This is a genomic window from Pseudomonas sp. MM213, assembly GCF_020423045.1.
In the GTDB taxonomy this organism is placed as follows: domain Bacteria; phylum Pseudomonadota; class Gammaproteobacteria; order Pseudomonadales; family Pseudomonadaceae; genus Aquipseudomonas; species Aquipseudomonas migulae.
The window spans coordinates 6,636,785-6,658,431 of the sequence record NZ_CP081943.1 but is presented as its reverse complement, the minus strand read 5'-3'; the positions used below and the strand labels follow the sequence as shown (position 1 = coordinate 6,658,431).

Genomic DNA, 21,647 nt, shown 5'->3' with positions numbered 1-21,647 from the left:
TTTTGTGAACGCCGCAAATCCACTGTAGGAGCGAGGCTTGCCCGCGAAGAACGATTACACGGTCTCTGTTAATGCCTCGACCAACGCTTCAAACCCTCGAATCAACAATCCATCATCCCCCGCCGAATTACACACACTCGCCCGAATGAACTGCGGCACCGCCCCGTGCCCGACCGCAAACGCCTCGGCGGTGGCGACCAGGTAATTGTTCTCCTTGAGTTCCGCCGCAATCTGCGACGCCCGCCATGGCTCGGGCACTTCGATCCAAAAGTGCGGGCTGTCGGGATGGGTTTTGTATGCCACGCCCTCCAACACCCCACTGACCAACGCCTTGCGCCGGCCGATCTCGATAATCTGTTGAGCCAGCAACTGCGCCGCACTACCGTTTCCGATCCAAAGGCTCGCCACCTCCAGCGCCAACGGACTGGCCATCCAGCACGTTCCGCGTACCGCCGCGCTCAAGCGCCCGATCAACGGTTGCGGCGCATGCAGATAACCGACGCGCAACCCCGCCGAAACCGCTTTGCTCAGGCTGCCGATCAACACCGAGCGCTCCGGGGCGAAATAACTCAAGGGCAACGGTCGCTGCCGAGCCAACACCGCGTGGGCTTCATCCTCAAAGATCAGCAGATTGTGCTGCCGACAGACCTCGGCAATCGCCTCTCGCCGTGGGACGGACATCACCGCCGCCGTAGGATTCTGGATCGTCGGCGTGCAGTACAGCGCCGACACACGATGGTTGCGGCAAACGTCTTCCAGCGCATCCGGCATCAACCCTTCGTCATCCATCGCGACGCCGATCAGTTTGATCCCAAGCATGCGTGCAACGCTGATCAACCCCGGGTAAGTCAGGTGTTCCGTGACCACGGTATCGCCCGCCTTGAGCAACCCCATCAAGGCACACAACAGACCGTGCTGGCCGCCGTTCACGCATACGACCTGCTCGGCGTCCGGCACAAATTGCAGGTGCCGCAACCAGTGCACGCCCGCCGCGCGATGGCGTAGCGATCCGGCATCGGCGGTGTAGCCGCCGATGCTCTGCAAGGCATCGGGATCGAGCGCCAACGCCTGCAAGCTCTGGCTTAAAAACAGTGTTTCCTGCCCCGGAATCGGTTGATTACGGCTCATGTCGAAACATGCCTGCGGCTCTTCGCTGACATTGCGAAAGCCAGCATCGCGCTGACGTTCCATCCCGCGCTGACGCACGTAAGTGCCATCTCCTACGCGAGCGACCACCCGTCCTACGCGCTCGAGCTCGCCGTAAGCACGGCTGACGGTGCCGATGGTCACGCCGAGGCTGTCGGCCAACAGCCGATGCGGTGGCAGTTTGCAGCCGGGCTCGATCACGCCTTCAACGATCGCTTTTTCCACGGCGTCCGCCAGGCGCTTGTACTTCACGCCCAGTCCGTTGACGAGCCCGTCGCGCAGGATTGACACCATGGCAATACTTACTTTGACACTCATTTCAGTCCCGAATAGCGTGCTTTAAGCAGGTTCAATCAGGGATAGACCTTTTGCAGATGCAGGTCAATTCCGACAACAAAAAAGGAACTCGATCATGTCCATCGCTCTCAGCGCGAATTCAAGCACTGGAAAACCCTGGTTAGCCGCGCTGATCACCAGCGTCCTTTTTCTGATCGTGTGCCTGAGCTGGGGAACGACATGGCTCGGGATCAAGATTGCGGTTGAAACGGTGCCACCGCTGACGGCCGCCGGGCTGCGGTTCCTGATCGCCTTTCCGTTGTTCCTTGTTTTCGCCCTCATCCGTCGTGAGCCGTTGATGTTCCCCAAGGAAAGCCGCTGGTTTTTCCTGTTCGTGACGCTGTCGTATTTCAGCCTGCCGTATTACTTGCTCAACTACGGCGAGATGCATGTTTCATCCGGGCTCACGGCCCTGTTGTTCAGTTGCATGCCGGTGTTCATCCTGCTGTTTTCCGCGCTGTTTCTGCGGGAAAAAATCTACCCGTCACAAGTGCTCGGCATTGCCATCGGCTTCGGCAGTCTGTTCATGATTATTCGCAGCCAGGGATTGCATCTGGACCACGCTGAACTGTTCGGCGTGCTGGCGATTCTCTGCGCGGCGGTGATGCATGCGTTGTGTTACGTGGTGACCAAGAAACACGGCTCGGCGATCAGCGTGATTACCTACAACACGCTGCCGATCGGCATTGCGGGCTTGATGCTGTTTGTCGCGGGGCTGAATGTCGAAGCGCCGGTGTTCGATGGGATCAGCCTGCGTTCCTGGGGCGCCCTGCTCTACCTGGGACTGGTGGCGTCGGTGGGCGGGTTTATCGTTTATTTTTTGCTGCTCAAGCGGTTGAGCCCGATCATTTTGTCGTTTGTGTTCATCATTTTTCCGGTGTTCGCGGTGATCATCGGCGCGTGGTACGAGGGGCAAAGCCTTTCGCGAGAGTTGATGATCTATTCGGCGATTTTGTTGACCGGGTTTGCGATCACCAAACTGCCGCTGGAAAAATGGCTGACACGGAACCTGTAGGAGCCAGGCTTGCCGGCGAAGGCGTATTCAAGGACGCCTTCGCCGGCAAGCCTGGCTCCTACAAGGGGTTCCGTCAGATCACGAACAGGTCCATGAAGCGGTTCACCGGTGTGGCTTCAAGCGCTGCCTGGTCCTTGCACAAGGCAAAAATCTCGGCACTGCGCTGGCCGGTGAAGCGTGTCGCCAGGTTGGCTTTGAACTTGTCTTCCAGCAACGGAATGCCGTCGGTGCGGCGACGGCGATGGCCGATCGGGTATTCCACCACCACGTTCTCGGTGCTGGAGCCGTCCTTGAAAAACACCTGAATCGCATTGGCGATAGAGCGTTTGTCAGCCTCCAGGTATTCGCGGGTGAAGCGAGGGTCTTCGACGATGACCATTTTCTCGCGCAGCACATCGATGATCGGGTGCGCCGCGTGGAACTCGTCTTCGTATTGCTCGGCCACCAGATTGCCGAACGCCAACGGCACGGCGGCCATGTATTGGAGGCAATGATCGCGGTCCGCCGCATTGGCCAGCGGGCCGACCTTGGAGATGATGCGGATCGCCGACTCGTGGGTGGTGATGACGATTTTGTCGATTTCGTGCAGGCGATTCCTGACTTGCGGGTGCAAGGTGACGGCGGCTTCGCAGGCGGTTTGTGCGTGGAATTCGGCCGGGAAGCTGATCTTGAACAGCACGTTTTCCATCACGTAACTGCCGTACGGTCGGGAGAAACTGAACACACGTTTGCCTTCAGGCTTGAGCGCCAGGTCGTTGTTGCTGTGACTGAACAATACGTCGTAGAAGCCCCACTGTTTGGCGGTCAATACGCCGGGGATGCCCATCTCGCCACGCATCGCGATGTCGGCCAGACGCACGCCCCGGCTGGAGGCATCGCCCGCCGCCCAGGATTTGCGCGACCCGGCATTCGGTGCATGCCGATACGTGCGCAACGCCTGACCATCGGCGAAAGCATGGGACAACGCCGACAGCATCTGCTCGCGATTGGCGCCCATGAGTTTGGCGGTGACGGCGGTCGAGGCAACTTTCACCAGGATGACGTGATCGAGGCCGACACGATTGAAGGAGTTTTCCAGCGCAATCACGCCTTGAATCTCGTGGGCCATGATCATCGCTTCGAGTACGGCGCGAACGGTCAGCGGCGCATCGCCATTGGCCAGGCGCTTCTGCGACAGGTGATCGGCCACCGCAAGAATGCCCCCGAGGTTATCGGAGGGATGTCCCCATTCGGCGGCGAGCCAGGTGTCGTTGTAGTCGAGCCAGCGCACGATGCAGCCGATGTCCCAGGCGGCCTTGACCGGGTCGAGACGGTAGTTGGTGCCCGGCACGCGAGCGCCGAACGGCACGACGGTGCCTTCGACAATCGGGCCAAGGTGCTTGGTGCATTCGGGAAAGCGCAGGGCCAGGAGGCCGCAGCCCAAAGTGTCCATCAGGCAGTTGCGGGCGGTGTCGAGGGCTTCTTTGGATTCGATTTTGAAGTTGAGGACGTAGTCGGCAATGTCCTGCAGGACCGTGTCGTAGTCGGGGCGGTTGTTCAGGTCGACGTTGGTGCTCATGTTCGATTCACTCGTAAAGTGGTTCGTTAATGGGACCTCGGTTCAGGTAAATCACATTCTTATAATTGAAATGCGGCCCCTGTAGGAGCCGGCTTGCTGGCGATTCAGACGACTCGGTATGTCAGGCAGACCGCGTTGACAGGATCGCCAGCAAGCCGGCTCCTACAGGGGTTGTGTGGGTTAGAAGGAGTCTCCCGGCACCCGCACGAAGCCTTCCATCAGCACCCGCGCACTGCGGCTCATGATGGCTTTGTTGACGGTCCACTCGCCGTTCACCTGGCTGGCTTCAGCACCCACACGCAACGTGCCGGACGGATGGCCGAAGCGCACGGCGTTACGTTCGATACCGCCCGCAGCGAGGTTTACCAGCGTGCCGGAAATGGCGGCAGCAGTGCCGATAGCCACCGCAGCAGTCCCCATCATCGCGTGGTGCAACTTGCCCATCGACAACGCACGCACCAGCAAGTCGACGTCACCCGCAGCAATCGCTTTACCGCTGGAGGCAACGTAATCCGCCGGTTTGGCCACGAAGGCAACCTTGGGCGTGTGTTGACGTTTGGCCGCTTCATCCAGATTCGAAATCAGCCCCATGCGCAACGCGCCATACGCACGAATGGTCTCGAACATCGCCAGCGCTTTCGGATCACCGTTGATGGCGCCCTGCAACTCGGTGCCGGTGTAACCGATGTCTTCGGCATTGACGAAGATGGTCGGAATGCCGGCATTGATCATGGTCGCCTTGAAGGTCCCGACGCCGGGCACTTCGAGGTCATCCACCAGATTGCCGGTAGGAAACATCGAACCACCGCCGCCCTCTTCTTCTGCCGCCGGGTCCATGAATTCGACCTGCACTTCGGCCGCCGGAAAGGTCACGCCGTCGAGTTCGAAATCACCGGTTTCCTGCACTTCACCGTTGGTGATCGGCACGTGGGCGATGATGGTCTTGCCAATATTGGCTTGCCACACGCGCACCACCGCCACACCGTTGTGCGGAATGCGGCTGGCATCGACCAGACCGTTGCTGATGGCGAACGAACCGACCGCTGCGGACAGGTTGCCGCAGTTGCCGCTCCAGTCGACGAAAGGTTTGTCGATGGAGACTTGGCCGAACAGGTAATCGACGTCGTGATCAGCCTTGATGCTTTTCGACAGGATCACGGTTTTGCTGGTGCTGGAGGTCGCGCCGCCCATGCCGTCGATTTGCTTGTCGTACGGGTCGGGACTGCCGATCACCCGCAACAACAAGGCATCGCGCGCCGGGCCTGGAACCTGCGCCGCTTCGGGCAAGTCTTTCAGGCTGAAAAACACGCCTTTGCTGGTGCCGCCACGCATGTAGGTGGCGGGGATTTTGATTTGAGGTGCGTGAGCCATTGGTGCTCCTTCAAAGCGGACACGGAATTTGAAACTCCGTGCCCGCACAGCGTGTTTTAGACGGCGACGGCCGATTCTTCGAGGAAGTCCTGGGCGAAGCGTTGCAGCACGCCACCGGCCTCGTAGATCGACACCTCTTCGGCGGTGTCGAGACGACAGGTGACCGGCACCTCGACGCGCTCGCCATTCTTGCGATGGATCACCAGCGTCAGCTCGGCGCGCGGCGTACGCTCACCGATCACGTCGTAGGTTTCGCTGCCGTCGATGGCCAGGGTGTGACGGTTGGTGCCCGGCTTGAACTCCAGCGGCAACACGCCCATGCCCACCAGGTTGGTGCGGTGGATGCGCTCGAAACCTTCGGCGGCAATCGCTTCCACACCGGCCAGACGCACGCCTTTGGCCGCCCAGTCGCGGGACGAACCCTGACCGTAGTCGGCGCCGGCAATGATGATCAGCGGCTGCTTGCGCTCCATGTAGGTTTCGATGGCTTCCCACATGCGCATGACCTTGCCTTCCGGCTCGACGCGGGCCAGCGAACCCTGCTTGACCTTGCCGTTTTCCTGGACCATTTCATTGAACAGTTTCGGGTTGGCAAAGGTGGCGCGTTGCGCGGTCAGGTGGTCACCGCGGTGCGTGGCATAGGAGTTGAAGTCCTCTTCCGGCAAGCCCATTTTCGCCAGGTATTCGCCGGCGGCGCTGTCGAGCATGATCGCGTTCGACGGCGACAGGTGATCGGTGGTGATGTTGTCCGGCAGCACCGCCAGCGGGCGCATGCCCTTGAGCGGACGCGCGCCGGCCAGCGCACCTTCCCAGTACGGCGGACGGCGGATGTAGGTGCTCATCTCGCGCCAGTCGTACAGCGGCGAGACTTTCGGGCCGGTGTCTTCGTGGATGGCGAACATCGGAATGTAGACCTGACGGAACTGCTCCGGCTTCACCGAGGCTTTCACCACCGCATCGATTTCTTCATCGCTCGGCCAGATGTCTTTCAGGCGGATTTCCTTGCCATTCGCATCCAGGCCCAGCACATCTTTTTCGATGTCGAAACGGATGGTACCGGCGATGGCGTACGCGACCACCAACGGCGGCGAAGCGAGGAATGCTTGCTTGGCGTACGGGTGAATCCGGCCATCGAAGTTACGGTTGCCGGAGAGCACGGCCGTGGCATACAGGTCACGGTCGATGATCTCTTGCTGGATCACCGGATCGAGCGCGCCGGACATGCCGTTGCAAGTGGTGCAAGCGAAAGCCACGACGCCGAAACCGAGTTGTTCCAGTTCGTCAGTCAGGCCCGCCTCATCGAGGTACAACGCCACGGTTTTCGAGCCCGGTGCCAGGGACGATTTGACCCATGGCTTACGGGTCAACCCGAGCTTGTTGGCGTTGCGCGCCAGCAGGCCGGCAGCGATCACGTTGCGCGGGTTGCTGGTGTTGGTGCAGCTGGTGATGGCGGCGATGATGACTGCGCCGTCCGGCATCTGGCCGGGCACATCTTCCCACTGGCCGGAAATGCCTTTGGCCGCCAGATCCGACACCGCTACACGGGCGTGCGGGTTGCTCGGGCCGGCCATGTTGCGCACCACCGAGGACAGGTTGAAGGTCAAGCCACGCTCGTATTGCGCGCCCTTCAGGCTGTCGGCCCACAGGCCCGTGGTCTTGGCGTAGTTCTCGACCAACTGCACCTGCTCGTCTTCGCGGCCGGTGAGTTTGAGGTAGTCGATGGTCTGCTGGTCGATGTAGAACATCGCCGCCGTGGCGCCGTATTCAGGAGCCATGTTGGAGATGGTTGCGCGGTCGCCGAGGGTCAGCGCGGAAGCGCCTTCGCCGAAGAATTCCAGCCATGCGCCGACGACTTTTTGCTTGCGCAGGAACTCGGTCAGCGCCAGCACCATGTCGGTGGCGGTGATGCCTGGTTGCAGCTTGCCGGTCAGTTCAACGCCGACGCTTTCCGGCAGGCGCATCCACGATGCGCGGCCGAGCATCACGCTTTCCGCTTCGAGGCCACCGACGCCGATAGCGATCACGCCCAGTGCATCGACGTGCGGGGTGTGGCTGTCGGTGCCGACGCAGGTGTCAGGGAACGCGACGCCGTCACGCACCTGAATCACCGGAGACATTTTCTCCAGGTTGATCTGGTGCATGATCCCGTTGCCCGGCGGGATCACGTCAACGTTCTTGAAGGCCTTCTTGGTCCAGTTGATGAAGTGGAAACGGTCTTCGTTGCGACGGTCTTCGATGGCGCGGTTCTTCTCGAACGCCTGTGGATCGAAGCCACCGCGCTCAACGGCCAGCGAGTGATCGACGATCAATTGCGTCGGCACCACCGGGTTCACTTGCGCCGGGTCGCCACCTTGCAAAGCGATGGCGTCACGCAGGCCGGCGAGGTCGACCAATGCGGTCTGGCCGAGGATGTCGTGGCACACCACGCGAGCCGGAAACCACGGGAAGTCGAGGTCGCGTTTGCGCTCGATGAATTGCTTCAGGGATTCGGTGAGCGTGGCCGGGTCGCAGCGACGCACCAGGTTTTCCGCCAGCACGCGGGAGGTGTACGGCAGAGTGTCATAGGCGCCGGGCTGGATGGCTTCGACTGCCGCACGGACGTCGAAATAATCCAGATGGCTGCCGGGCAGCGGTTTACGGAATTCAGTGTTCATCGTCAGGACTCGGTCACGGTAATAACAAAAGGCGGGGCGGCACCAGAATTTGATTGGAAAACCGCCCCCCTGTAGGAGCGAAGCTTGCTCGCGAAAGCGGTGTACCAGTCGACATTGATTTGGAATGTCAGACCGCCTTCGCGAGCAAGCTTCGCTCCTACAAGGTTCACGGCTCGGTGCCCGCCCCCACCATTCAGCGTTGTTCGATTGGCACGAACTTGCGCTGTTCGACGCCGGTGTATTCGGCGCTCGGGCGGATGATGCGGTTGTTGGCACGTTGTTCGAACACATGCGCCGCCCAGCCGGTCAGGCGCGAGCAGACGAAAATCGGTGTGAACAACTTGGTCGGGATACCCATGAAGTGATACGTCGACGCATGGTAGAAGTCGGCGTTGGGGAACAGTTTCTTCTGCTCCCACATGGTCTTGTCGATGGCTTCGGAAACCGGGAACAAGACAGTGTCACCCACCTCTTCAGCGAGCTTCTTCGACCAACCCTTGATCACCTCGTTGCGCGGATCGTTGTCCTTATAGATCGCGTGACCGAAGCCCATGATCTTGTCCTTGCGCTCAAGCATGCCGAGGGTGCCTTTGATCGCCTCTTCCGGCGATTTGAAGCGTTCGATCATTTCCATCGCCGCTTCGTTGGCGCCGCCGTGCAGCGGACCGCGCAGGGAGCCGATGGCGGCGGTGATGCAGGAGAACAGGTCAGACAAAGTCGATGCACACACCCGTGCGGTGAAGGTCGAGGCGTTGAACTCGTGTTCCGCGTAGAGGATCAGCGAAACGTTCATCACTTTGACGTGCAACTCGCTCGGTTTCTTGTCGTGCAGCAGGTGCAGGAAGTGGCCACCGATGGAGGGCTCGTCGCTCACGCAACTGATGCGTTTGCCGTCGTGGCTGAAGCGATACCAGTAGCACATGATCGCCGGGAACGCGGCCAGCAGGCGGTCGGTTTTGTCATGTTGCTCGGAGAAGTCTTTCTCCGGCTCGATGTTGCCCAGGAACGAGCAACCGGTGCGCATCACGTCCATCGGGTGGGCGTCGGCGGGGATGCGTTCCAGCACTTCTTTCAGCGCTTGTGGCAGGTCGCGCAGCTTGCCGAGTTTGCTCACGTAAGCGGCGAGTTGCGCCTGGGTCGGCAGTTCGCCGTACAGCAGCAGGTAAGCCACTTCTTCGAATTGGGCGTCAGCCGCCAGTTCGCGAACGTCGTAGCCGCGATAGGTCAGGCCTGCGCCCGACTGGCCCACGGTGGACAGTGCGGTTTGCCCGGCAACCTGGCCACGGAGCCCGGCGCCACTGAGTACTTTTGCTTCGGCCATTGCTGTCTCCAGTTTTTGAATTTGTTAGGGAAACTTGTGGGAGCGAAGCTTGCTCGCGAAAGCGGTGTCTCAGACGACATTGATTTTGAATGTCAGTCCGTCTTCGCGAGCAAGCTTCGCTCCTACAGGGCTTTCATTACTTTTTAGCAGCGAACAACGCATCGAGCTTCTGCTCGAACGTGTGGTAGTCGATGCGATCGTAAAGCTCCATGCGCGTCTGCATGGTGTCGATCACGTTCTGTTGCGTGCCGTCGCGGCGGATCGCGGTGTAGACGTTTTCCGCGGCCTTGTTCATGGCGCGGAACGCGGACAATGGGTATAGCACCAGCGACACATCGGCACCGGCCAACTGCTCGGTGGTGTACAGCGGCGTCGCGCCGAATTCGGTGATGTTGGCCAGGATCGGCGCTTTCACACGGCTGGCGAACAGCTTGTACATCTCCAGTTCGGTGATGGCTTCCGGGAAGATCATGTCGGCGCCGGCCTCGATGCACGCTGCAGCGCGATCCAGTGCGGATTCCAGACCTTCAACGGCCAGGGCGTCGGTGCGAGCCATGATCACGAAGCTGTCATCGGTGCGCGCATCAACCGCCGCCTTGATGCGGTCGACCATTTCCTGCTGCGAAACGATTTCTTTGTTAGGACGGTGACCGCAGCGCTTGGCGCCAACCTGGTCTTCGATGTGAATCGCCGCCGCGCCGAACTTGATCATCGACTTCACGGTACGGGCGACGTTGAACGCCGAGGAACCGAAACCGGTGTCCACGTCCACCAGCAGCGGCAGGTCGCAGACGTCGGTGATGCGGCGTACGTCGGTCAGCACGTCGTCCAGGCCGGTGATGCCCAGGTCCGGCACGCCGAGGGAGCCGGCAGCAACGCCGCCGCCCGACAGGTAAATAGCCTTGAAACCGGCGCGCTTGGCCAGCAACGCGTGGTTGGCGTTGATCGCGCCGACCACTTGCAGCGGATGTTCGCTGGCGACCGCATCGCGGAAACGCTGGCCTGGAGTGCTCTTGTTGGAACTCATGACTCACCTCGTTCAGTGGCTGTCGGGTTAGCGCCGTCCTGGTAGTGACGGGCGATATTGCGTTTGGAGGCGCCGATGTGACGGCGCATCAACAACTCGGCCAGTTCACCGTCACGGTCGGCGATGGCATCGAGAATCCGGTGGTGCTCGGCAAAGGCCTGGCGCGGGCGATTGGGCGTGGTGGAAAACTGGATGCGGTACATGCGCACCAGTTGATAAAGCTCGCCGCAGAGCATCTGCGTCAGGGTGCGGTTGCCGCTGCCCTGGATGATTCGGTAGTGGAAGTCGAAATCGCCTTCCTGCTGGTAGTAGCCGACACCGGCCTGAAACGCGGCGTCGCGCTCGTGGGTTTCGAGGACCCGGCGCAGTTCGTCGATTTCTTCGACCGTCATGCGTTCGGCGGCCAGGCGACAGGCCATGCCTTCGAGGGATTCGCGGATTTCGTAGAGCTCCAGCAGCTCGGCGTGGCTCAGGGAAACCACTCGTGCGCCGACGTGCGGCACGCGAACCAGCAGGCGCTGGCCTTCCAGGCGGTGGATCGCTTCGCGCAGCGGACCGCGGCTGATGCCGTAGGTGCGAGCCAGTTCCGGTTCGGAGATTTTGCTGCCCGGGGCGATCTCGCCCTTGACGATGGCCGCCTGAATGCGCCGGAAAACGTTCTCGGAAAGTGTTTCCGAATCGTCTTGGGCTATGACTGGGGGATCGAGTTGATCCAGCATATTGTCGACACCTTGAAAGCTGATGCGGCAAAAACTAGCGAATAGCAGGGTAATAGTCAAAGGATAAATAGGTATTGTCGACAATCGTCTAATAACCTATCTGCTTTTTGTAGGAGCGAAGCTTGCTCGCGAAGGCTTTGTGTCAGGCTGTGGTTTTTTTGATGGTGTACATATCCGTTACTGCGGTCACGGCTGCTTATGGTTTCGCTTTTACAGCGAGTCACTTGGAAGAGCCCCAAGTAACCAAGGGCTCTTGCCCCTTTCGTTCGGTGCCTCGCTATGGCTCGGCATACCCTCGCTCCGGTCCTGCTCCGTGGGCCCGCCGCCATCGGCCATCCATGGCCGGGGGCGGCTAACCCGGCATCCATGCCGGGTTGCCCACTGCGCAGAACCTCCACTCGGCCTCTCGAGGGGGCGCTCAGATCAAAAGCTGAAGGCGAGCTAACGCTCGACCTGATGAGTGGTGAAAATCAAAAGCGCACGCAGATCCCTGTAGGAGCCGGCTTGCCGGCGAAAAACGCCCAGACACCGCGTTTATCCAGACAGCCCGCGTCATCGTTTACGTCCATCGCCAGCAAGCTGGCTCCTACAATTTCGACCGAGTGAACCCAATCCCATGTAGGAGCCGGCTTGCTGGCGATAGCGGTGTATCAGTCGACGCATTTATCGCCTGAACAGACGCCATCGCCAGCAAGCCGGCTCCTACAGGGGAGCGGTGTACATGTCCGGAATGGGTGAGCGCAGCAGAGAAGGACAACGCGCCCCCCCCCCAAAGAGCCAGGTCGGCTTTCAGGCCGCCTCGGCGGCTGTGGCGGTAGTCGCCCCCTCGAGAGGCCGAGCGCAGGTTCTGCGCAGTGGGCAACCCGGCATGGATGCCGGGTTAGCCGCCCCCGGCCAGGGATGGCCGATGGCGGCGGGCCCACGGAGCAGGACCGGAGCGAGGGCATGCCGAGCCACAGCGAGGCACCGAACGAAAGGGGCAAAAGCGCTTGGTTACTTGGCGCTCTTCCAAGTGACTCGCCGTAAGGGCGAAACCAATCCCCGCCATCACCCAAATAACGGATATCCCCCCCATCACCCAAACACCAAACCCAAGAGCCCAGCGCTGGCGCCATAAAACCACCGTGCTAGAATGCCGCCCGCATTTGTTTGTGACATCTGCACGAACTGTCACAAATAGTTGATAGGCATACGAGGGAGCTTGCGCAGCGATGCCAGGGCCTTGAATCGAAACACGGACCGCTGCGCACCAGGATTTATGAGACTCAAGCCCTTCCCCACCTTCCTTTATCTGCTTTGCCTGCCCGGTGTCGCCGCGGCGGGGGAAAAAACCGTGTACGGCCTCAACGAGTACGCCTCGCTGGACGGCATCAATCTGGAAGTCGCGGCCAAACTCGACACCGGGGCGAAAACCGCCTCCCTGAGTGCCCGCGACATCAAACGCTTCAAACGCAATGGCGAGTCCTGGGTGCGCTTCTATCTGGCGATCGACGCCGCGCACTCGCACCCGATCGAACGACCACTGGCCCGCGTCAGCAAGATCAAGCGCCGTGCCGGCGACTACGATCCGGAAGAAGGCAAGAAGTACACCGCCCGTCCGGTGATCGAGCTGGATATCTGCATGGGCTCGGCGTTACGCAGTATCGAAGTGAACCTTACCGACCGCAGCGCTTTCCAATACCCGCTCCTGATCGGCTCCGAAGCGCTCAAGCGCTTTGATGCGCTGGTCGACCCCAGTCTTAAATACGCTGCTGGCAAACCCGCCTGCGCCACCGACGCTCATACCGCAGAGTAATTCCAATGCGCTCTCTTACCCTCCATCTGAAAATGCTGATCGCCATCCTGGTGGTGCTGGGCATTTCAGTTACGGCCTATCAGATCTTCGTGCTCGGCATTCCCGTGACCGAAGACGCCACCGACGACTTGTGGAACATCGACGCCAAGGTCGAGTTCGTCGCCAGTGCCAAAGACCCGGTCAAGATCCAGATGTTCGTGCCACCGCTGAGCCGTGATTTCGTCAGCCTCAACGAAAGCTTCATCTCCAATAATTATGGCGTGGCCGTGAACCGTATCGACGGTAACCGCAAGGTGACCTGGTCGGCACGCCGGGCCAAAGGCAACCAGACCCTTTATTACCGTCTGGTGCTGACCAAGCGCTACACCGGTGAAAAATCCAAGGTCAAAGGCCCGACCTTCCGCGACAGCATCGCCGTCGAAGGCGCGGAAAAAGTTGCCGCTGAAGCCTTGCTCGCGCCGATCCGCCAGCACTCGGCTGACGTCGAAACCTTCATCGGCGAAGCGATCAAGCGGGTCAACAACGTCAACGACGACAACGTGAAGCTGTTGCTGGGCGGCGATCCGTCCAGCGGGCACAAGGCCAAAATCGTTGAACTGGTCCTGTCCATCGCCCACGTGCCGGTGGAAAAGGTCCACACCATCCGCCTCGTGGCCGACCAGCCGCAAACCCCGGAACTCTGGCTGCGCAGCTTCAACGGCACCGACTGGCTGTATTTCAACCCGGAAACCGGCGAGCAAGGCCTGCCGACCGACCGCCTGTTGTGGTGGACCGGTGACGAAAACCTGATCACCGTCGATGGCGGCAAGAAAGCCACCGTCACCTTCAGCATGAACAACAGCGAAATGAACGCCATTCGCCTGGCCAAGCTGACCGACGAAAATACCGACGCCAATTTCCTCGAATACTCGCTGTACGGCCTGCCGCTGCAAACCCAGCAGACTTTCATGATCATGGTGATGATCCCGATCGGCGTGCTGGTGATCCTGATCCTGCGCAACCTGATCGGCTTGCAGACCCTCGGCACCTTTACCCCGGTGCTGATCGCCCTCGCCTTCCGCGAAACCCAGCTCGGGTTCGGCATCGTGCTGTTCACCATCATCACGGCGCTGGGGCTGTCGTTGCGCTCCTACCTTGAACACCTGAAGCTGCAAATGCTGCCGAGGTTGTCGGTGGTGCTGACCTTCGTAGTGGTGCTAATCGCGGCGATCAGCCTGTTCAGCCACAAGCTGGGCCTGGAACGCGGGTTGTCCGTGGCGCTGTTCCCGATGGTGATTCTGACCATGACCATCGAACGCCTGTCGATCACCTGGGAAGAACGCGGCTCCGGGCATGCGATGAAAGTGGCTATCGGCACGTTGTTCGCTGCGTCCCTGGCGCACCTGATCATGAGCGTGCCGGAGCTGGTTTACTTCGTGTTCACCTTCCCGGCAATCCTGCTGATCCTGGTGGGCTTCATGCTGGCGATGGGTCGTTATCGCGGCTACCGCCTGACCGAACTGGTGCGTTTCAAGGCTTTCCTGAAGAAGGCTGACGCCTGATGTTCGGCTTCTGGAAGACCTGGAAAGCCCTGGAAGCCCGGGGCATCATGGGGATCAATCGGCGCAACGCGGACTACGTGCTCAAGTACAACAAGCGCAGCCTGTACCCGATTGTCGATGACAAGATCATCACCAAGGAGCGCGCCATCGCCGCCGGCATTCATGTGCCGGAACTGTATGGCGTGATTTCCACCGAGAAGGAAATCGACAACCTCGACGAAATCATCGGCGGGCGCAGCGATTTCGTGATCAAACCGGCCCAGGGCGCCGGTGGCGACGGCATCATTGTCATTGCCGACCGCTTCGAGGGGCGTTATCGCACGGTGTCCGGCAAGATCATCAGCCATGAGGAAATCGAGCACCATGTCTCCAGCATCCTCACCGGCCTGTATTCGCTGGGCGGCCATCGTGACCGTGCACTGATCGAATACCGCGTGATCCCAGACCAGATCTTCAAAAGCATCAGCTACGAAGGCGTGCCGGACATTCGCATCATCGTGTTGATGGGCTATCCGGTCATGGCGATGTTGCGCTTGCCGACACGCCAGTCCGGCGGCAAGGCCAACCTTCACCAGGGCGCCATCGGCGTCGGTGTCGACCTCGCCACCGGCCTGACCCTGCGCGGCACCTGGCTGAACAACATCATCGCCAAGCACCCGGACACCACCAACGCGGTGGACGGTGTGCAACTGCCCTACTGGGACGGCTTCATGAAACTCGCGGCCGGCTGTTACGAGCTGTGCGGACTGGGTTACATCGGGGTCGACATGGTGCTGGACCAGGAGAAAGGCCCGCTGATTCTTGAGCTGAATGCCCGGCCGGGGTTGAACATCCAGATCGCCAATGATTGCGGCCTGACGTTGCGCACCCATGCGGTCGAGGCGCGGCTGGAAGAGTTGAAAGCACGCGGGATTACCGAGACCGTCGAGGAACGCATGGCGTTTGTGCAGGAGATGTTCGGGCATATTCCTGCGGTTGAGGGTTGATCCGGGACCGAGTCGCGCCCTTTCGCGGGCAAGCCTCGCTCCTACAGGTTTTGCACTAACCCTGTAGGAGCGTGGCTTGCCCGCGAAGACTTACTCACAGTCACCAAACCATTCAACCCTACCCCCAATCTGCCAATCCCCGACATCCCCTCTAGGAGCAATTCCCCGAGGGGACTACAATCGCCACCCCCGCCTCGATGGCTGATCTGCCCCGCCCATGCTGACCTGTTCCGTACATCCGCTCCCCTATCGCGCCAACCCCGCCGAGTACTTCGCGGCGATCCGTCATGCCCCCGGCGCCGTGCTGCTCGACAGTGGCCGGCCAACGGCTGATCGCGGGCGTTATGACCTGCTCAGTGCCTGGCCACTGGAACAACTGGCGGTAATGCCTGACGAAAGCGGTGGCGATTTCCTGCAACGCCTTCGCGACAATCTGACACGACTCGGTGAGGCGGCGCTGGCACCTGACCTGCCCTTCGCCGGTGGCCTGATCGGCTACCTGAGCTACGATTTCGGCCGTCACCTGGAAAACCTGCCGAGCCAGGCACAGGACGATCTGCAATTGCCGGATGCGCGTTTCGGGCTCTACGACTGGGCTCTGATCAGCGATCACCAACGGATGACCAGTCAGCTGGTGTTCCACCCGTCGCTGATCGACAGCGAACGTCAGCGCCTGATCACGCTGTTCAGTCATCCCGTGGCTGAAACGATCGAATCGTTCAAGCTCAAGGCACCGATGAGCGCCGACCTGAGCGCTGATGACTATCGCCAGGCGATAGAACGTATTCAGCAATACATTCAGGCCGGTGACTGCTACCAGGTCAACTTTGCCCAGCGCTTCCGCGCCGAGTGCCAAGGTGATCCGTGGGCCGCGTACTGCGCGTTGCGCGCGGCGTGCCCGACGCCATTCTCCGGTTTCCAGCGCCTGCCCGACGGTGGCGCAGTACTGAGCCTGTCGCCGGAGCGCTTCGTCAAAGTCAGCGACCGCCACGTGGAGACCCGTCCGATCAAGGGCACTCGCCCTCGTGGTCAGAACGCAGCCGAAGATGCGGCGAACGCCGCCGAACTCCTGGCCAGCCCCAAGGATCGCGCAGAAAACCTGATGATCGTCGACCTGCTGCGCAATGACCTTGGCCGTACGTGCCGCATTGGCTCGGTGCGGGTGCCGGAGTTGTTCAGTCTCGAAAGCTATCCGAATGTGCATCACTTGGTGAGCAGCGTGACCGGCGAACTGGCGGATGACCGGGATGCGCTGGACCTGATCGCTGGCAGCTTCCCCGGCGGTTCGATTACCGGGGCGCCGAAGATTCGCGCGATGCAGATCATTGATGAACTGGAGCCGACCCGACGCGGTTTGTACTGTGGTTCGTTGCTGTATCTGGATGTGCGCGGCGAGATGGACAGTTCAATCGCGATCCGCAGCTTGCTGGTCAAGGATGGGCAGGTGTGTTGCTGGGGCGGCGGCGGGATCGTTGCGGATTCGCAGTGGCAGGCCGAGTATCAGGAGTCGATCACCAAGGTGAAGGTGTTGCTCGATACCCTGCAAAACCTGTAGGAGCGAGCCTGCTCGCGAAAAACGCCCAGGCAACGCATTGTTCCAGACAGCACGCGTTATCGTTGACGACCATCGCGAGCAGGCTCGCTCCTACAGGGTGTGGATTTACAGGCTCAACGCCCGATTCGAAGCCTTGATGAACTCCTGCTTCAAGTCCTCAAACGTATGCACCGCCGGGAATTGCGGGAACTCGCGAATCACGTTATCCGGCGCATGGAACAGAATCCCCGCATCCGCCTCGCCCAGCATCGTGGTGTCGTTGTAGGAATCCCCCGCCGCAATCACCCGGTAGTAAAGACTCTTGAACGCCAGAACCGACTGACGCTTCGGATCTTTCTGACGTAACTGGTAGCTCGTCACCCGCCCGGCATCGTCGGTAATCAGGCGATGGCAGAGCAAGGTCGGGAAACCCAATTGGCGCATCAGCGGTTGGGAGAACTCGTAGAACGTGTCCGACAGAATCACCACCTGAAAGCGCTCACGCAGCCAGTTGACGAACTCGATGGCGCCGTCCAGCGGCTTCAACGTGGCGATCACTTCCTGGATGTCGGTGAGTTTCAGGCCATGCTCATCGAGAATCCGCAGGCGCTGCTTCATCAGCACGTCGTAGTCGGGAATATCCCGAGTGGTGGCCCTGAGGGATTCGATTCCGGTTTTTTCGGCGAAGGCGATCCAGATTTCCGGGACCAGCACACCTTCAAGATCCAGACAGGCAATTTCCACAAGACACTCCCATTTGTATTGATTATTGAGTCGAGCGAGCAAAAGGACTGCCGAACTCTAGCGACTCGCACTGACCTGCGCAACGCAGAGGGCGCGCCAGTGGTTGCAGGATTTTGTTACCATCAAGGCCATATAGAGCGCCCAGCGCCACCGACCTGTAGGAAGCCGCCCTGATGAGCCCATCGTTCGATGTCGTGGAACTCGCCACGACCTATGCCAACAAATCCGCCCAGGACATCCTGAAACTCGCGTTTGCCGAGTTCGGCGATGACCTGTGGATATCTTTCAGCGGCGCCGAAGACGTGGTGCTGGTAGACATGGCCTGGAAGCTGAACAAGAACGTCAAAGTGTTCAGCCTCGACACCGGCCGCCTGCACCCCGAGACCTACCGCTTCATCGATCAAGTGCGCGAGCACTACAAGATCGACATCGAACTGGTGTCGCCGGACTACACGAAACTCGAACCGTTCGTGAAGGAAAAAGGCCTGTTCAGCTTCTACAAGGACGGCCATGGCGAGTGCTGCGGTATCCGCAAGATCGAGCCGTTGCGCCGCAAGCTTTCGGGCGTGACCGCCTGGGCCACCGGCCAGCGTCGGGACCAGAGCCCTGGCACCCGTAGCGCCGTTGCGGTGCTGGAAATCGACACCGCCTTCTCCACCCCGGAACGCACCCTGTACAAATTCAATCCGTTGGCGCAAATGACCAGCGAAGAGATCTGGGGCTACATCCGCATGCTCGAGCTGCCGTATAACAGCCTGCATGAACGCGGCTTCATCAGCATCGGCTGCGAACCGTGCACCCGCCCGGTGCTGCCGAACCAGCACGAGCGTGAAGGTCGCTGGTGGTGGGAAGAGGCGACGCAGAAAGAATGCGGGTTGCATGCGGGGAATATCATCAGCAAGTCAAAAGCCTGATCCCGCCCGGGTACGGCGAAATCCCTGTAGGAGCCGGCTTGCTGGCGATAGCGGTGTGTCAGTCACAGCTGCATTGACTGAAAGATCGCAATCGCCAGCAAGCCGGCTCCTACAGGTTTCGTGACTGATCTGAATAGATGTGTACACACGAATGTCACCTTAGGTGCCATTTATGTGTGCACTTTTCGTTTATGCGCCCTGAAAAGTTACATTCATCCCGCCTGACACTCCCTCGTTCACACCTCCACGAATCCCGCCGAAAAATAAATACCTGTTCAATCGGTCAATTTATATCGTCTTTATTTCAGTCACTTACCAATTACAGATAACAAAACGAAATTACCGGTGAATTTTATAGATCGTTGACTGGCATGGATCTGGCTTAAGTGCATACATGTTTTGTATACAATCACCTCAAAACATACACACACTTTAGATCCGCAAGCCTGAAGCGCCCTATCCCGTACAGGCTGCAGATGCCCCGTAACCAATGATGCTTGTTGTCCGCGACGAAGATTTGTCGAGCCCACGCTCATGCACAGTCATCGCGACGCCAAGCTCGGAGCCTGCCGGAATGCGTACTAGCCTCTCCAATAACAACATCGCGCTGGATCTGCCCTCCTCTTCCCCCGTTCAAACGTTTCAAGACCCCGTGGTGCTCAGCCCGCGCCTGCACAACAAAGACCTGGCACCGACCAAGGCCGAAGGCCGGCGCTGGGGCCGTTACAGCATTTTTGCCCTATGGACCAACGACGTTCACAACATCGCCAACTACTCCTTCGCCATCGGACTGTATGCGTTAGGTCTGGGCGGCTGGCAGATTCTGTTGTCGCTCGGGATCGGCGCGGCGCTGGTGTATTGCTTCATGAACCTCTCCGGCTACATGGGCCAGAAAACCGGTGTGCCGTTTCCGGTCATCAGCCGGATCAGTTTCGGTATCCATGGGGCGCAAATTCCTGCATTGATCCGCGCCGTTATCGCCATCGCCTGGTTCGGTATTCAGACGTACCTCGCCTCGGTGGTGTTTCGCGTGCTGCTGACGGCGGTGCATCCGGGATTCGCCGACTACGACCACAACTCGATACTCGGTCTGTCGAGCCTGGGCTGGGTGTGTTTCGTCGCGATCTGGCTGGTACAACTGGCGATTCTTGCCTACGGCATGGAGATGGTGCGGCGCTATGAAGCGTTCGCCGGTCCGGTGATTCTGCTGACCGTCGCCGCCCTGGCCGCCTGGATGTACACCCAGGCCAACGCGACCATCGCGTGGTCGATCCGTGAGCCGCTCACTGGCGGCGAGATGTGGCGCAACATCTTTGCCGGTGGCGCGTTGTGGCTGGCGATCTACGGCACACTGATCCTCAACTTCTGCGACTTCGCCCGCTCTTCGCCGTGCCGCAAGACGATCAAGGTCGGAAATTTCTGGGGCCTGCCGGTGAATATTCTGGTGTTCGCCGGCATCACCGTCCTGCTCTGCGGTGCGCAATTTCAGATCAATGGCCGGATCATCGAAAGCCCGACGGAAATCATCGCGTCGATCCCCAATACCTTCTTCCTGGTCCTCGGTTGCCTGGCCTTCCTCATCGTCACCGTGGCGGTGAACATCATGGCCAACTTCGTCGCCCCGGCCTTCGTGCTGAGCAACCTGGCACCGAAATACCTGACCTTTCGCCGCGCCGGGCTGATCAGCGCGACCATCGCCGTGCTGATCCTGCCGTGGAACCTCTACAACAGCCCGTTGGTGATCGTGTATTTCCTGTCCGGCCTCGGCGCCCTGCTCGGCCCGTTGTACGGGGTGATCATGGTCGACTACTGGCTTGTACGAAAAGGTCAGATCAACGTGCCGCAGTTGTACAGCGAAGACCCCGACGGCGCTTATTACTACAGCCGTGGCGTCAATTTACGTGCGGTCGCGGCGTTCATTCCTGCGGCGCTGATTGCCATCGTCCTGGCGCTGGTGCCGGGTTTCCATCTCGTATCGCCGTTCTCCTGGCTGATTGGTGCCGGGATCGCCGGAATGCTGTACCTGATCATCGCCAAGCGGCAGCCGCACTACGCGGATGTCAGCGGCGAAGCCATCGCGGTCGATAACGTCAGCCATTAACCCCATGACGGTCCGGCACCGTCGGGCCGCAGAACCACCCCGCTATAAGGACTTTCCATGCGAATTCTCGTGGTCAACGTCAACACCACCGAATCCATAACCCAGGCCATCGCCCGTTCGGCTCAAGCCGTGGCCGCGCCTGGCACCGAAATCATCGGCCTGACACCGCACTTCGGCGCCGACTCCATCGAAGGCAATTTCGAAAGCTACCTGGCTGCCATCGCCGTGATGGATCGAGTGATGTCCTACGATCAACCCTTCGATGCGGTGATTCAGGCCGGTTACGGCGAGCACGGTCGCGAAGGGTTGCAGGAACTGCTCAACGTACCGGTGGTGGACATCACCGACGCTGCCGCCAGCACGGCGATGTTCCTCGGTCATGCCTATTCGGTGGTCACTACGCTGGACCGTACCGTGCCGTTGATCGAGGATCGGCTGAAACTCTCAGGGCTGTGGGACCGTTGCGCATCCGTGCGGGCCAGTGGCCTGGCGGTGCTGGAACTGGAATCCGATCCGCAACGGGCGCTTGAGGCGATTGTTCGTCAGGCGGAATTGGCAGTACTGGAGGACAAGGCCGAGGTGATTTGCCTCGGTTGCGGCGGGATGGCCGGGCTGGACGAGCAGATTCGTCAGCGCACCGGGGTGCCAGTGGTGGATGGCGTGACGGCGGCGGTGACGATTGCCGAGTCGCTGGTGCGATTAGGGTTGTCGACGTCGAAGGTAAGGACGTATGCGACGCCTCGACCGAAACACATCATTGGCTGGCCTGGGCGGTTTGGGCGGTAGACCGCGTTATCGTTCATCGCGGGCAAGCCTCGCTCCTACAGAATACGTGCAATCCCTGTAGGAGCGAGGCTTGCCCGCGAAAGGGCCGACTCGGTCTCA

Annotated in this window: 16 protein-coding genes; 8 read left to right on the top strand and 8 right to left on the bottom strand. The window is 60.2% G+C overall.

Going from position 1 to position 21,647, the window contains the following annotated elements:
* Nucleotides 1-54: 54 nt before the first annotated feature.
* Nucleotides 55-1,464: an aminotransferase-like domain-containing protein gene (locus K5R88_RS30315; protein ID WP_226298877.1), complete on the bottom strand. Its 1,410-nt coding sequence runs from the start codon at nucleotides 1,462-1,464 to the stop codon at nucleotides 55-57.
* 94 nt (nucleotides 1,465-1,558) lie between these two features.
* On the opposite strand from K5R88_RS30315, the gene K5R88_RS30310 reads away from it, so the two are divergent.
* Entirely contained in the window at nucleotides 1,559-2,497 is a 939-nt protein-coding gene (locus K5R88_RS30310; RefSeq protein WP_226298876.1) for a DMT family transporter, read from the top strand.
* 73 nt (nucleotides 2,498-2,570) lie between these two features.
* On the opposite strand, the gene prpD is transcribed toward K5R88_RS30310, so the two are convergent.
* From prpD to K5R88_RS30280, 6 genes are all read right to left on the bottom strand, one after another.
* Nucleotides 2,571-4,055: a 2-methylcitrate dehydratase gene (gene prpD, locus K5R88_RS30305; RefSeq protein ID WP_226298875.1), complete on the bottom strand. Its 1,485-nt coding sequence runs from the start codon at nucleotides 4,053-4,055 to the stop codon at nucleotides 2,571-2,573.
* Nucleotides 4,056-4,235: 180 nt separating this feature from the next.
* Complete coding sequence (prpF, locus tag K5R88_RS30300) at nucleotides 4,236-5,426, bottom strand: 2-methylaconitate cis-trans isomerase PrpF (protein WP_223452088.1); 1,191 nt, start codon at nucleotides 5,424-5,426, stop codon at nucleotides 4,236-4,238.
* Between the two features lie 56 nt (nucleotides 5,427-5,482).
* On the bottom strand, nucleotides 5,483-8,080 hold the full coding sequence (gene acnD, locus K5R88_RS30295; protein ID WP_226298874.1) for a Fe/S-dependent 2-methylisocitrate dehydratase AcnD: 2,598 nt from the start codon (nucleotides 8,078-8,080) through the stop codon (nucleotides 5,483-5,485).
* 193 nt (nucleotides 8,081-8,273) lie between these two features.
* Nucleotides 8,274-9,401: a bifunctional 2-methylcitrate synthase/citrate synthase gene (gene prpC, locus K5R88_RS30290; RefSeq protein ID WP_008027431.1), complete on the bottom strand. Its 1,128-nt coding sequence runs from the start codon at nucleotides 9,399-9,401 to the stop codon at nucleotides 8,274-8,276.
* Between the two features lie 136 nt (nucleotides 9,402-9,537).
* Entirely contained in the window at nucleotides 9,538-10,428 is an 891-nt protein-coding gene (gene prpB, locus K5R88_RS30285; RefSeq protein WP_008027432.1) for a methylisocitrate lyase, read from the bottom strand.
* Nucleotides 10,425-11,144: a GntR family transcriptional regulator gene (locus tag K5R88_RS30280; protein ID WP_177318157.1), complete on the bottom strand. Its 720-nt coding sequence runs from the start codon at nucleotides 11,142-11,144 to the stop codon at nucleotides 10,425-10,427. Before K5R88_RS30280 ends, prpB begins: the two co-directional genes overlap by 4 nt.
* A 1,261-nt stretch (nucleotides 11,145-12,405) precedes the next feature.
* On the opposite strand from K5R88_RS30280, the gene rloA reads away from it, so the two are divergent.
* The 4 genes from rloA to pabB all read left to right on the top strand — a co-directional run bounded on the left by rloA (nucleotide 12,406) and on the right by pabB (nucleotide 17,024).
* Nucleotides 12,406-12,942, top strand: a complete 537-nt coding sequence (gene rloA / locus K5R88_RS30275) for a retropepsin-like aspartic peptidase RloA (RefSeq protein ID WP_008042313.1) — start codon at nucleotides 12,406-12,408, stop codon at nucleotides 12,940-12,942.
* 5 nt (nucleotides 12,943-12,947) lie between these two features.
* Entirely contained in the window at nucleotides 12,948-14,483 is a 1,536-nt protein-coding gene (rloB, locus tag K5R88_RS30270) for an osmotic stress tolerance membrane protein RloB (RefSeq protein WP_008042311.1), read from the top strand.
* Nucleotides 14,483-15,469 carry an alpha-L-glutamate ligase-like protein gene (locus K5R88_RS30265; RefSeq protein ID WP_008027343.1) on the top strand — a complete coding sequence of 329 codons (987 nt, stop codon included), beginning with the start codon at nucleotides 14,483-14,485 and terminating at the stop codon, nucleotides 15,467-15,469. The genes rloB and K5R88_RS30265 overlap by 1 nt, the downstream gene beginning before the upstream one ends.
* Nucleotides 15,470-15,686: 217 nt before the next feature.
* A complete protein-coding gene (gene pabB / locus K5R88_RS30260; RefSeq protein WP_226298873.1) occupies nucleotides 15,687-17,024 on the top strand; it encodes an aminodeoxychorismate synthase component I in 1,338 nt (445 codons plus the stop codon).
* Nucleotides 17,025-17,129: 105 nt separating this feature from the next.
* On the opposite strand, the gene thrH is transcribed toward pabB, so the two are convergent.
* The gene (thrH, locus tag K5R88_RS30255; protein ID WP_008027341.1) at nucleotides 17,130-17,747 is read right to left on the bottom strand and encodes a bifunctional phosphoserine phosphatase/homoserine phosphotransferase ThrH; all 618 of its coding nucleotides are present in this window, start codon (nucleotides 17,745-17,747) and stop codon (nucleotides 17,130-17,132) included.
* Between the two features lie 173 nt (nucleotides 17,748-17,920).
* Between thrH and K5R88_RS30250 the strand changes: the two genes are divergently transcribed.
* The 3 genes from K5R88_RS30250 to K5R88_RS30240 all read left to right on the top strand — a co-directional run bounded on the left by K5R88_RS30250 (nucleotide 17,921) and on the right by K5R88_RS30240 (nucleotide 21,548).
* Nucleotides 17,921-18,661, top strand: a complete 741-nt coding sequence (locus K5R88_RS30250) for a phosphoadenylyl-sulfate reductase (RefSeq protein ID WP_008042297.1) — start codon at nucleotides 17,921-17,923, stop codon at nucleotides 18,659-18,661.
* Nucleotides 18,662-19,235: 574 nt separating this feature from the next.
* Entirely contained in the window at nucleotides 19,236-20,762 is a 1,527-nt protein-coding gene (locus tag K5R88_RS30245) for an NCS1 family nucleobase:cation symporter-1 (RefSeq protein WP_008042296.1), read from the top strand.
* Between the two features lie 57 nt (nucleotides 20,763-20,819).
* Complete coding sequence (locus tag K5R88_RS30240) at nucleotides 20,820-21,548, top strand: aspartate/glutamate racemase family protein (protein ID WP_008027338.1); 729 nt, start codon at nucleotides 20,820-20,822, stop codon at nucleotides 21,546-21,548.
* Nucleotides 21,549-21,647: the final 99 nt, after the last annotated feature.

Coding starts and splice junctions, on each gene's coding strand:
- rloA (WP_008042313.1), top strand. CDS start 12,406: ATGAGACTCAAGCCCTTCCCCACCTTCCTTTATCTGCTTTGCCTGCCC.
- prpD (WP_226298875.1), bottom strand. CDS start 4,055: ATGAGCACCAACGTCGACCTGAACAACCGCCCCGACTACGACACGGTC.
- K5R88_RS30240 (WP_008027338.1), top strand. CDS start 20,820: ATGCGAATTCTCGTGGTCAACGTCAACACCACCGAATCCATAACCCAG.
- acnD (WP_226298874.1), bottom strand. CDS start 8,080: ATGAACACTGAATTCCGTAAACCGCTGCCCGGCAGCCATCTGGATTAT.
- prpB (WP_008027432.1), bottom strand. CDS start 10,428: ATGAGTTCCAACAAGAGCACTCCAGGCCAGCGTTTCCGCGATGCGGTC.
- K5R88_RS30315 (WP_226298877.1), bottom strand. CDS start 1,464: ATGAGTGTCAAAGTAAGTATTGCCATGGTGTCAATCCTGCGCGACGGG.
- prpC (WP_008027431.1), bottom strand. CDS start 9,401: ATGGCCGAAGCAAAAGTACTCAGTGGCGCCGGGCTCCGTGGCCAGGTT.
- K5R88_RS30310 (WP_226298876.1), top strand. CDS start 1,559: ATGTCCATCGCTCTCAGCGCGAATTCAAGCACTGGAAAACCCTGGTTA.
- pabB (WP_226298873.1), top strand. CDS start 15,687: ATGCTGACCTGTTCCGTACATCCGCTCCCCTATCGCGCCAACCCCGCC.
- K5R88_RS30250 (WP_008042297.1), top strand. CDS start 17,921: ATGAGCCCATCGTTCGATGTCGTGGAACTCGCCACGACCTATGCCAAC.
- K5R88_RS30265 (WP_008027343.1), top strand. CDS start 14,483: ATGTTCGGCTTCTGGAAGACCTGGAAAGCCCTGGAAGCCCGGGGCATC.
- prpF (WP_223452088.1), bottom strand. CDS start 5,426: ATGGCTCACGCACCTCAAATCAAAATCCCCGCCACCTACATGCGTGGC.
- K5R88_RS30245 (WP_008042296.1), top strand. CDS start 19,236: ATGCGTACTAGCCTCTCCAATAACAACATCGCGCTGGATCTGCCCTCC.
- rloB (WP_008042311.1), top strand. CDS start 12,948: ATGCGCTCTCTTACCCTCCATCTGAAAATGCTGATCGCCATCCTGGTG.